An 11,415-nucleotide genomic window follows, 5' to 3' on the forward strand; every position below is an offset into this window, starting at 1 on the left:
CGCCCGGTTACATTCCGAACCCGGAAGCTAAGCCTTTCAGCGCCGATGGTACTGCAGGGGGGACCCTGTGGGAGAGTAGGACGCCGCCGAACAATTTTTAGCCTCAACCCCCGGACCTTGTCCGGGGGTTGAGGCATTTTTGCGTTCAGGCGAGGTCGGTCGACCCCTGTGCATCCGGGTGTCGTGGCTGAGGGTAAGGTCAGGGGGCATCATTGGCACGTTCCCACAGGAGGCCCCCGGGTGGAGGTCCAGGAGACTCGCGTTCAGACGGACCGGGTCCTCACCATCCCCAACATCCTGAGCATGGCTCGGCTGGTGGGTGTGCCGCTCTTCCTGTGGCTGATTCTCCGCCCTGTGTTCGGCGGTCCCAACAGCGATGGCTGGGCTCTGCTCGTCCTGATGCTCAGTGGCGTCAGCGACTATCTCGACGGGAAGCTCGCACGGCGCTGGAACCAGATCAGCAGCCTCGGCCGGCTGCTCGACCCGGCCGCCGACCGGCTCTACATCGTTTCCACCCTCATCGGGCTGACCTGGCGCGAGATCCTGCCGCTCTGGCTGACCGTCGCCCTTTTCGCCCGCGAGCTGATGTTGCTGGTCATGGTGGGAATCCTCCGCCGGCACGGGTATCCGCCGCCGCAGGTGAACTTCCTGGGTAAAGCTGCGACTTTCAACTTGATGTACGCGTTCCCCTTGCTGCTGCTCAGTGACGGAACGGGCTGGCTTTCGTCACTCGCCGAAGTTTTCGGGTGGGCCTTCGCCGGATGGGGTACAACTCTGTATTGGTGGGCAGGGATCCTCTACGTGGTCCAGGTCCGTCGACTCGTGAAGGCGGATACCGCGGCCGATTGAGCCCGTCAGTCCTGTGCCGTGCAGCGTCGCCGGTACGAACGAGGACGCCCGAGGCCTACCGAGCGGACAGGGTGAAGTCGGCAGGACCGTCGTCTCTTCAAGGAGGACGCTTCCGACATGAAGGCCGTCGTGATGGCCGGTGGCGAAGGAACCCGACTTCGCCCCATGACCTCGAGCATGCCCAAGCCTCTCCTGCCGGTGGCAAACCGGCCGATCATGGAGCATGTCCTTCGACTGCTCAAGAGGCACGGTCTCACCGAGACCGTCGTGACCGTGCAGTTTCTCGCCTCACTGGTCAGGAACTACTTCGGTGACGGCGAAGAGCTCGGAATGGAGCTCACGTATGCCAACGAGGAGAAACCGCTCGGCACCGCGGGGAGTGTGAAGAACGCCGAGGAGGCGTTGAAGGACGACGCCTTCGTCGTCATCTCGGGGGACGCGCTCACCGACTTCGACCTGACCGATCTGATCGCCTTCCACAAGGAGAAGGGCGCCCTGGTCACCGTCTGTCTGACCCGTGTGCCGAATCCGCTGGAATTCGGCATCACGATCGTGGACGAGGAGGGGAAGGTCGAGCGGTTCCTGGAGAAACCGACCTGGGGACAGGTCTTCTCGGACACCGTGAACACGGGCATCTACGTCATGGAGCCCGAAGTCTTCGACTACGTCCAGGCCGATGTCTCGGTGGACTGGTCGGGTGATGTCTTCCCTCAGCTGATGAAGGAGGGCAAGCCGATTTACGGCTATGTCGCCGAGGGCTACTGGGAGGACGTCGGTACCCACGAGAGCTACGTGAAGGCCCAGGCCGACGTGCTCGAGGGCAAGGTCCAGGTCGACATCGACGGCTTCGAGATCTCGCCCGGCGTGTGGGTCGCCGAAGGCGCCGAGGTGCACCCCGAGGCCGTACTGCGCGGGCCGCTGTACATCGGCGACTACGCGAAGGTCGAGGCCGGCGCGGAGGTGCGTGAGCACACCGTCATCGGGTCGAACGTCGTCGTCAAGAGTGGCGCGTTCCTGCACAAGGCCGTCATCCACGACAACGTCTACATCGGGCAGCAGAGCAACCTCCGCGGCTGTGTCATCGGGAAGAACACCGACATCATGCGGGCGGCCCGGATCGAGGACGGGGCCGTCATCGGGGACGAGTGCCTGGTCGGTGAGGAATCGATCGTTCAGGGCAACGTCCGGGTCTATCCGTTCAAGACCATCGAGGCCGGCGCCTTCGTCAACACCTCCGTCATCTGGGAGTCGCGCGGTCAGGCCCATCTCTTCGGGGCGCGCGGGGTCTCCGGGATCCTCAATGTGGAGATCACGCCCGAGCTGGCGGTCAGGCTGGCCGGCGCGTACGCCACGACGCTGAAGAAGGGCGCGACGGTCACCACCGCGCGTGACCACTCCAGGGGCGCCCGGGCGCTGAAACGGGCCGTGATCTCGGCGCTCCAGGCCAGTGCCATCGACGTACGCGACCTGGAGAACGTACCCCTGCCGGTCGCGCGGCAGCAGACCGCCCGAGGAAGCGCGGGCGGGATCATGCTGCGGACCTCGCCCGGTGTCCCGGACTCCGTGGACATCATGTTCTTCGACGAGCGGGGAGCGGACCTCTCGCAGGCCGGGCAGCGCAAGCTGGACCGGGTCTTCGCACGTCAGGAGTACCGGCGGGCGTTCCCCGGAGAGATCGGAGACCTCTCCTTCCCGGCGAGCGTCTTCGACTCGTACACGGGCTCCCTGCTCCGTAACGTCGATACGTCCGGGATCGCCGAGGCAGGCCTCAAGGTCGTCGTGGACGCGTCCAACGGCAGCGCCGGGCTCGTTCTGCCGAGCCTTCTCGGCCGGCTCCAGGTGGACTCGCTGGTGATCAACCCGGGTCTCGACGAGTCGCGGCCGACGGAGTCGGCGGAGACCCGGCGGGCCGGGCTCGTACGGCTCGGCGAGATAGTCGCCTCGGCGCGGGCCGCGTTCGGGGTGCGGTTCGACCCGGTGGGCGAGCGGCTGTCGCTCGTCGACGAGCGGGGCCGGATCATCGAGGACGACCGCTCGCTCCTGGTCATGCTCGACCTGGTGGCCGCCGAGCGGCGCTCGGGGCGGGTGGCGCTGCCCGTGACGACCACACGGATCGCCGAGCAGGTCGCCGCGTACCACGGCACGCAGGTGGAGTGGACGACGACCTCGCCCGACGATCTGACCAGGGTCGGGCGTGAGGAGTCGACGATCTTCGGTGGCGACGGTCGCGGTGGATTCATCATTCCCGAGTTCAGCAGCGTCTTCGACGGTGCCGCCGCGTTCGTCAGGCTGATCGGTCTGGTCGCGCGGACGCAGCTCACCCTGAGCCAGATCGACGCCCGTATTCCGCGGGCGCATGTCCTGAAGCGGGATGTCGCGACGCCGTGGGCCGTGAAGGGGCTCGTGATGCGGCGGGTGGTGGAGGCGGCCGGCGAGCGGTCCGTGGACACCACCGACGGTGTTCGGGTCGTGGAGGCCGACGGGCGGTGGGTGATGGTGCTGCCCGACCCGGCCGAGGCCGTCACCCATCTGTGGGCCGAGGGGCCCGACGACAGCTCCGCCCAGGCGCTGCTAGACGAGTGGTCGAACGTGGTCGACAGCGCAGGTCACTGAACCACAGGGACGGGTGAGCCGGGTGGTGTCCGTCGGACGCCGCCCGGCTCATCGGTGGGGCCATTCGGCGGTAGCAGCCCCGACGTGCGACGATGTGCGGCATGTCGCAGCAGCCCCCCGTTCGGAGCACCGGAACACCACCGCCGCGTCCGGACGCGTCCATGTCGCTGCTGAACAATGTGATGGACCACGCGCTCGACGACGGCTACGCCGAGGCCTCGGCCCGGCGCGCCGCCGAGGGCGGCGGACTTCCCCGTACGCTCCGGGCCAAGCTGGGCCTCGCGGCGGGGCTCGTCCTTGCCGCCGCCGTGGTGACGGTGGGTGCGGCCGAGGCGCGGATCTCCGCCCCGGTCGTTGCCAAGGAGCGGCAGGAGCTCATCGACCGGATCGAGGCGGAGACCTCGGCGGCCGAGGAGCTGGAGCAGGACGTCGAGAAGATCCGCGCCGAGGTGGGCGAGCGGCAGCGCAAGGCGCTCGAACAGCACGGCGGTGACCAGGCCGAACTGGTCGCCCTGCTCTCGGGCGCGACCCCGGTGCACGGTCCTGGCGTGAAGCTCGTGGTCGACGACGCCAAGGGCACCGAGGGCGATGGCGGGGGTCCCCGCGAGAACAGCGGGTTCACCGACACCGGCCGGGTGCAGGACCGCGACATGCAGCGGGTCGTCAACGGCCTCTGGGAGTCGGGGGCCGAGGCCGTCTCGATCAACGGCCAGCGGCTGACGTCGCTGTCCGCGATCCGGGCCGCGGGCGACGCCATACTGGTCGACAACAAGCCGCTGGTGCCGCCGTACACCGTGCTCGCGGTGGGGGACGGGAAGCGGCTGAGCACCGCGTTCCAGGACAGCGCCGACGGGCAGTATCTGCACGCGCTGCAGGAGAACTTCGGGATCCGCACCAGTATCTCCGCCGAGGCGGAGGTACGTCTGCCGGCCGCGCCGAGCCTGATCGTACGTACAGCAGAGCCGAGGGGAGCCGGGGCGGCCAAGGCCACCGGGCAGGCCACGGCCGACACAGGGAAGGGCACATCTTGATCGCCGTACTGGGCCTGATCGTGGGAGTCGTGGTCGGACTGTTGGTCCGTCCCGAGGTTCCGGCGGTGGTCGAGCCCTATCTTCCGATCGCTGTGGTCGCCGCCCTCGACGCGGTCTTCGGCGGGCTGCGGGCCATGCTCGACGGGATCTTCGTCGACAAGGTCTTCGTGGTCTCCTTCCTGTCGAACGTGGTGGTGGCGGCGCTGATCGTCTTCCTCGGCGACAAGCTGGGCGTCGGCGCGCAGCTGTCGACGGGTGTGGTCGTCGTGCTCGGCATCCGGATCTTCTCCAACGCGGCCGCCATCCGGCGGCATGTCTTCCGGGCGTGACACCGATGAGCAACGACGTGAATCCGGGAACCCCCGAGAACCCCGACGAGAACCCCGACGAGGACCGGCCGAAGCCGACGGAGCCGTCCGCTCCCGCCGCCGAGCCCGAGACGCAGCCGGCCGCCCCGGAGCAGACCGGGCGGCAGCGGCTGGCCGCCGGGCTGTGGCCGCCGCGGGTGAGCCGGGCCCAACTCATCGTCGCCCTGCTGCTGTTCGTCCTCGGCCTGGGTCTGGCCATCCAGGTCCGTTCCACCAGTGACAACAGCGCGCTGCGCGGTGCGCGCCAGGAGGACCTGGTCCGCATCCTCGACGAGCTCGACGACCGCTCGCAGCGGCTCGAGGACGAGAAGGCGCGGCTCGAGACCCAGCGCTCGGAGCTGGAGTCCAGCTCGGACCAGGCCGAGGAGGCGCGCAAGCAGACCCAGGAGAAGGAGCAGCAGCTCGGGATCCTGGCCGGAACCGTCGCCGCGGAGGGTCCCGGCATCACCCTCACCATTCGTGGTGCGGCCGAGGCGGTCGAGTCGGACAAGCTGCTCGACGCGACCCAGGAGCTGCGTGCCGCCGGCGCCGAGGCGATCCAGATCAACGATGTACGGGTCGTCGCTGACAGCTACTTCACAGGAAGTGGCGCCGACATGGAGATCGATGGAACGAAGGTGACCGCTCCGTACGTCTTCAAGGTCATCGGCAAGCCCGAGGATCTCGAGCCCGCGCTCAACATCCCCGGTGGAGTCGTGCAGACGCTGGAGAAGGAGCAGGCCACCGCGACCGTGGCCCGGTCCCAGAAGATCGTCGTGGATGCCTTGCGACCTGCGAATCGGCCTGACTACGCTCAGTCGTCCTCGCAGTGAGGCGGGGGCACATGGCAGCCGCGCGACATGGGGATGGCGTTGCGGGGGGTCGCCGCACCACAAGGGTGGTGCGTGGTGGAAACTGTCGGGTGGATACGGACGTTGTGAGGATGTCCGGGTCGGCAGGTGTGTTCATTCAGGGTTCGTCCTGCCCCACGGGCGGGTCTGTTTCGGTCAAGGGGAATCGCCCGTGAGTTTTTTTGCGAAGTTGTTCGGCAAGAGCGCACGCGAGGACGGCGGCAACGCCAAGCACCGCGCGCCGCGCCACGCCCAGAACGAGGAGGAGCAGGGCGGCGAGCGCCCGCTCTTCCGTGACGAGGTCGGCGGCGAGGGCGCGTCGTCTGTTGACCCTGCCGGTGCCGGGCGCATAGGTTTCGGAGAACCATCAACCTCAAGTACGGGTGGAGGGTTCACGCCCGACCCGTACGCGACCCAGACCTCCGCGGGTCAGCCGCGGCGGGAGGACGCGTCCATGCCGGTGTGTACGAGGTGCGGTCACCGCAATGCCGCGGACAGCCGTTTCTGCTCCCACTGCGGCACGCCGCTGCGGGGCGGGGCGAGCGTGGAGCGCCCGTCCGAGACGACGTCGACGATCTCGATCTCCGGCCTCGAGGCGTACGACGCCGAGGTCACCGGTCAGACGCAGCTGCCGAGCCTGTCGCCCGAGGCGCTGGCGGCCGTCGAGGCGCTGCCGGCCGGATCGGCGCTCCTGGTGGTGCGCCGGGGACCGAACTCGGGCAGCCGCTTCCTGCTGGACAGCGAGCTGACCACGGCCGGCCGTCACCCGCAGAGCGACATCTTCCTCGACGACGTCACCGTGTCGCGGCGCCACGTGGAGTTCCGGCGGGCGCAGGACGGCAGCTTCACCGTGGCCGATGTCGGCAGCCTCAACGGTACGTACGTGAACCGTGAGCCGATCGACTCGGTGGTTCTGTCCGCGGGCGACGAGGTGCAGATCGGCAAGTACCGGCTGGTCTTCTACTCGAGCCAGCGAGGCGTGTGACGCCTCGGGAACTCTTCAGGGAAGGTCCATGTTGCGAACTCCGACGGGCGGTGCCGGACACGGCGCCGCCACCGCGGGCGACCGGCTGGTCAGCATCGGGACGGTGCTGAACCAGCTGCGCGACGAGTTTCCCGAAGTGACCATCTCGAAGATCCGGTTCCTGGAGGCCGAGGGACTCGTCGAGCCCCGGCGGACGGCCTCCGGGTACCGGAAGTTCAGCCCGCAGGACGTGGAGCGGCTCGCCCAGATCCTGCGGATGCAGCGCGATCACTATCTTCCGCTGAAGGTCATCCGGGAGCATCTCGACGCCCTCGCCCGGGGCGAGCAGGTCAGGCTTCCTTCCCCCAGCCCCCAGCGGGACCTGCTGGACGGTGCGTGGGACGTGGACGGTGACCGGCCCACCGCCGCGCGAGTGGGGCGGGCCGAGCTGCTGGCGGCCGCCGAGGTCACCGAGGAGGAGCTCGTGGAGTGGGAGTCGTACGGACTCCTCGTTCCCGGGCCCGAGGGCGGCTACGACGCCGAGGCGGTGACCGTGGCCAGGCTTGTCGCGGATCTGGGGAGATTCGGTCTTGAACCTCGGCACCTTCGGGCAGTGAAAGCGGCCGCCGATCGGGAGGCGGGGCTCGTCGAGCAGATGGTGGCGCCGCTGCGCCGGCACCGTAATCCGCAGACCAGAGCCCATGCGGAGGCCACCGCGAAGGAGCTCGCGGGGCTCTCCGTACGGCTGCACGCGGCACTGGTCCAGACCGCGCTGGGGCTACGGTTGCCGTGATCTTGTGGGGGCCCGACTACCCAAACCGGTCGGGCACGTCCTAGGGTTGCTGTGTGAACGAGCTCGACGTTGTGGGTGTCCGGGTGGAAATGCCCTCCAACCAACCGATCGTGCTCCTGCGTGAAGTGGGAGGCGATCGGTACCTCCCCATCTGGATCGGACCGGGGGAGGCGACCGCGATCGCCTTCGCCCAGCAGGGCATGGCCCCTGCCAGGCCGCTGACGCACGACCTCTTCAAGGATGTCCTTGAGGCGGTGGGCCAGGAGCTCACCGAGGTCCGCATCACCGATCTCCGTGAAGGTGTCTTCTACGCGGAGCTGGTCTTCGCCAGCGGCGTCGAGGTGAGCGCCAGGCCGTCCGACGCGATAGCGCTGGCCCTGCGCACCGGGACGCCGATCTTCGGCAGTGACGGCGTGCTCGACGACGCCGGTATCGCGATTCCGGACGAGCAGGAGGACGAGGTGGAGAAGTTCCGCGAGTTCCTCGACCAGATCTCCCCCGAGGACTTCGGGTCCAGCAGTCAGTAGAGGGTGGCGCCGGCTCTCGTGTGGGCGAGTCCGGTGCGGCCGACTCTGGTGCGGCTGGCTCCGGAGTGGGCCGGGCGGGTCTGGCTTTAGCCTGCGGGGCTGGTTTTGGCCGTCGTGTGCGGGGCGCCATCAGCGCATTCGGAGACCCTTTCCACAGAGAGGGGCACGCGAAACCACTCTCAGGGTGATTATCACTCGGCGTGCCGAGTGTGGCGATCGTTGACGCACCCCTAGTGACTGCCTACCTTCGTGTGGGCAGGTCAAGGACGGAGGGTCGGCGTGATGAGCAGCGGCGACGGTACGGCAGGGGGCTCCCTCGGGCGCGCGCCCGAGGAAAGCGGTCCGTATCCGCTTCACGGCAGTCCCGCGGTGGGCGCTTCGGCCGGTACGGACACGGTGGGGTACCGGGGGCCGACCGCGTGCGCGGCGGCGGGGATCACCTACCGCCAGTTGGACTATTGGGCGCGCACCGGGCTCGTCGAGCCGAGCGTGCGGCCCGCGTACGGATCCGGGACGCAGCGGCTCTACAGCTTCCGTGACGTCGTGGTCCTCAAGATCGTCAAGCGTTTCCTGGACACCGGGGTCGCGCTGCAGAACATCCGGGCGGCCGTTCAGCATCTGCGGGCCCGCGGCTTCCGCGATCTGGAGCGGATGACGCTGATGAGCGACGGGGCGACGGTGTACGAGTGCTCGTCGCCGGACGAGGTCGTGGACCTGCTCCAGGGCGGTCAGGGCGTCTTCGGGATCGCCGTGGGCGTGGTCTGGCGGGATGTCGAGGCGGCGCTGTCGCAGCTGCACGGGGAGCGGATCGATACGGGGGAGACCCTCATCGGGCACAACCCGGGTGACGAGCTTGCCCGGAGGCGGCGCGACCGGGCGGTTTGAGCGGGGGGCTGCGCTCCGGGCGGTCTGAGCGCCGAGGTTCGGGTCTGAGCGCCGGGACTGGGGTTTGAGCGCCGGGGTTGGGGTTTGTGGCGCGCGTCCGTACGGGAGTGCGGGTCGATTGTCAGTGGCGTGGGGCAGCATCGGAGTGTGAGAACCGCGCCGACGATTCTGCATCTCGACATGGATGCCTTCTTCGCCGCCGCCGAGCAGGCGGCCAAGCCGAGTCTGCGCGGAAAGCCGGTGGTCGTCGGTGGTCTCGGCCCGCGTGGGGTCGTGGCCACGGCGTCGTACGAGGCACGGCGGTTCGGCGTCCACTCGGCGATGCCGATGGCGCAGGCGCGGAGGCTCGCGCCGAACGCCGCGTATCTCGTGCCGCGCTTCGGCTTCTACCGTGCGATCAGCGAGCAGGTCATGGAGCTGCTCGGGCGGCTCTCGCCGCTCGTGGAGCCGCTGAGCCTGGACGAGGCCTTCGTGGACCTCGAGGCCGGGGGTGTGGCCGACGACAGCGGGACCGCGCGGGAGGCCGGTGAGCGGCTACGTAGGGACATTCTCGCCACCACGGGGCTGACGGGGTCGGTGGGGCTCGCGGGGTCGAAGATGCTCGCCAAGATCGCCTCCGAGGAGGCCAAGCCGGACGGCCTGGTGCTCATAGAGCCAGGGACCGAGCGGGAACTGCTCGGGCCCAAGTCGGTGCGGATCCTGCCGGGGGTCGGGCCGGCCACGGGGGAGCATCTGCGGCGGGCCGGGATGACCACGGTGTCGGACCTCGCGGACGCGGGCGAGGACGAGCTCGTACGGCTGCTGGGGCGCGCGCACGGGGCCTCGCTGTACCGCATGGCCCAGGGGTACGACGATCGGCCCGTGGTGGCCGAGCGGGACGCGAAGTCGGTGTCGGTCGAGGACACCTTCGACGTGGACCTGCACGACCGGGTGCGGATCCGGATCGAGGTGGAGCGGCTGGCCGAGCGGTGCGTGGGGAGGCTGCGGGCCTCGGGGCACTCGGGGCGGACGATCGTGCTGAAGGTGCGGCGCTTCGACTTTTCGACGCTCACGCGCTCGGAGACCTTGCGGGGGCCCACGGACGACCCGTTGGTGGTCCGGGAGGCGGCGGGGCGGCTGCTGGAGGGGGTGGACACGACGGGTGGGGTGCGGTTGTTGGGGGTGGGGGTGAGTGGGCTTGCGGACTACACGCAGGAGGATTTGTTCGCGCAGGCGGCGGAGGCGGAGGCGGCGGAGGGGGTGCGGGACGGCGGGGGTGCGGTGGAGGAGGTGCCTGTGGGAGTGGGGGCTCCTGAGGCGGGGGAACCCTCTGCCGCCGAGCGGAGGTGGGTGCCCGGGCACGACGTACGGCATGCCGTGTACGGGGCCGGGTGGGTGCAGGGGAGCGGGGTGGGGCGGGTCACCGTGCGCTTCGAGCAGCCGGGGTCGGCGCCGGGGCGGGTGCGGACGTTTCTCGTCGACGATCCGGAGCTGGAGGCGGGGGAGCCGCTGCCGCTGGTGGGGGGCGGGGCGGGGACGGCGGCGGTCGCCTAGGGGGAGTGCGCCCGGCCTCCGGCCGGGCTTGTGTTCACCCGCACCACCCGTGCGAGTGAGAGGGCAGAGGTGCGGGTCTGCTTGTGGGGGTGCGCGCCGTCGGCGGGCTCGGTGGGGTCGGTGGCTGCCCCGCAGGCCCGCGCCGGGACCGGTTGTGCGGGTGGGAGGGCAGAGGTGCGGGTCTGCCTGTGGGCGGCTGTGCGCCGTCGGCGGGCTCGGGGGGTCGGTGGGCTGGCTGTGGTGCGGGAGGGGGCGGCAGGGCTATGTGTCGTCCTGGCCTGCCAGGCGGCCGAAGTCGTGGTCCGGGGGTGGTGGGGGTGGGAGGGCCAGGCTGTAGTGGCGGTAGAGCTGGAGTTCTTGTTCCGGGGAGAGGTGGCGGCCCACGCCGAAGTCCGGGGCGTCCTTGATCAGGGCGCGTTCGTACGGGATGTGGAGGCCGTCCTCGACCAGTTCGCTGGGCTCCAGGGGGACGAACGCGTCGCGGCCGAACAGGCCCGTGCGGACCGCGGCCCACTCGGGGACGCCCGTCGCGTCGTCCAGGTACACCTCGTCCACGGTGCCGATCTTGTGCCCGTTGCGGTCGAACGCCTTGCGGCCGATCAGGCTGCGCGGATCGATGTCGGTCTGCACGGTCCCTCCAACTGGTCGCACCTGCTCTGCGAAGGCCTACAAAGAATACGAAAGTGCACATCTGGGATGTCGGCCACTTGAGCGATGGAAGGCGGAACCGCGCTGGTAGGCTGGCTGTGGCTGTCGACCCCGTGCGGGAGAGTCCTCCGGAGAAACCTTTCGGAGGCGCCGAAGGAGCAAATCCTCCCCGGAATCTCTCAGGCACCCGGTACCGCATGGACGAGGTCACTCTGGAAAGCAGAGCGGAGGTCCGACGGCGTCCGCTCTCACCGACGGTGAAAGCCGGCGAGCCCTGGGCATCGCCGGTGAAGCTCTCAGGTTGAGATGACAGAGGGGGAGGCCGTCCGGGCACCCGCGCCGTGGTGTCCCTCGCAGGTCGTGACGACCAGGAG

General features: G+C 69.3%; 11 protein-coding genes, 1 rRNA gene and 1 riboswitch. Of the genes, 11 read left to right on the forward strand and 1 reads right to left on the reverse strand.

Features of this window, described 5'->3' with window-relative positions:
* From rrf to AB0F56_RS16600, 11 genes are all read left to right on the forward strand, one after another.
* Positions 1–92: ribosomal RNA gene (gene rrf / locus AB0F56_RS16550) — 5S ribosomal RNA — on the forward strand; the annotation flags it as partial.
* Positions 93–240: 148 nt separating this feature from the next.
* Complete coding sequence (locus tag AB0F56_RS16555; protein ID WP_362009541.1) at positions 241–849, forward strand: CDP-alcohol phosphatidyltransferase family protein; 609 nt, start codon at positions 241–243, stop codon at positions 847–849.
* 117 nt (positions 850–966) lie between these two features.
* The gene (locus AB0F56_RS16560; RefSeq protein ID WP_362009544.1) at positions 967–3,462 is read left to right on the forward strand and encodes a mannose-1-phosphate guanyltransferase; all 2,496 of its coding nucleotides are present in this window, start codon (positions 967–969) and stop codon (positions 3,460–3,462) included.
* A gap of 101 nt (positions 3,463–3,563) precedes the next feature.
* Positions 3,564–4,493 carry a DUF881 domain-containing protein gene (locus tag AB0F56_RS16565; protein ID WP_362009546.1) on the forward strand — a complete coding sequence of 310 codons (930 nt, stop codon included), beginning with the start codon at positions 3,564–3,566 and terminating at the stop codon, positions 4,491–4,493.
* Entirely contained in the window at positions 4,490–4,822 is a 333-nt protein-coding gene (locus AB0F56_RS16570) for a small basic family protein (protein ID WP_015032176.1), read from the forward strand. Before AB0F56_RS16565 ends, AB0F56_RS16570 begins: the two co-directional genes overlap by 4 nt.
* A 5-nt stretch (positions 4,823–4,827) precedes the next feature.
* The gene (locus AB0F56_RS16575; RefSeq protein WP_362009547.1) at positions 4,828–5,673 is read left to right on the forward strand and encodes a DUF881 domain-containing protein; all 846 of its coding nucleotides are present in this window, start codon (positions 4,828–4,830) and stop codon (positions 5,671–5,673) included.
* An 82-nt stretch (positions 5,674–5,755) separates the two neighbouring features.
* On the forward strand, positions 5,756–6,676 hold the full coding sequence (locus tag AB0F56_RS16580; protein ID WP_362010283.1) for an FHA domain-containing protein: 921 nt from the start codon (positions 5,756–5,758) through the stop codon (positions 6,674–6,676).
* A 28-nt stretch (positions 6,677–6,704) separates the two neighbouring features.
* A complete protein-coding gene (locus AB0F56_RS16585) occupies positions 6,705–7,448 on the forward strand; it encodes a MerR family transcriptional regulator (protein WP_362009550.1) in 744 nt (247 codons plus the stop codon).
* A gap of 53 nt (positions 7,449–7,501) precedes the next feature.
* Positions 7,502–7,975: a bifunctional nuclease family protein gene (locus AB0F56_RS16590; protein WP_158985224.1), complete on the forward strand. Its 474-nt coding sequence runs from the start codon at positions 7,502–7,504 to the stop codon at positions 7,973–7,975.
* 282 nt (positions 7,976–8,257) lie between these two features.
* Positions 8,258–8,860 (forward strand): MerR family transcriptional regulator, encoded by a 603-nt coding sequence (locus AB0F56_RS16595; RefSeq protein ID WP_362009553.1) that lies wholly within the window; start codon positions 8,258–8,260, stop codon positions 8,858–8,860.
* Positions 8,861–9,007: 147 nt separating this feature from the next.
* Positions 9,008–10,393: a DNA polymerase IV gene (locus tag AB0F56_RS16600; protein ID WP_362009555.1), complete on the forward strand. Its 1,386-nt coding sequence runs from the start codon at positions 9,008–9,010 to the stop codon at positions 10,391–10,393.
* Positions 10,394–10,654: 261 nt separating this feature from the next.
* Here AB0F56_RS16600 and AB0F56_RS16605 read toward each other — a convergent pair whose 3' ends face one another.
* Positions 10,655–11,023, reverse strand: coding sequence for a PRC-barrel domain-containing protein (locus AB0F56_RS16605; RefSeq protein ID WP_362009558.1), 369 nt, complete (start codon positions 11,021–11,023; stop codon positions 10,655–10,657).
* 124 nt (positions 11,024–11,147) lie between these two features.
* Positions 11,148–11,247: riboswitch (glycine riboswitch) on the forward strand.
* Positions 11,248–11,415: the final 168 nt, after the last annotated feature.

The organism is Streptomyces sp. NPDC026092 (genome assembly GCF_040638605.1).
Classification (GTDB): domain Bacteria; phylum Actinomycetota; class Actinomycetes; order Streptomycetales; family Streptomycetaceae; genus Streptomyces.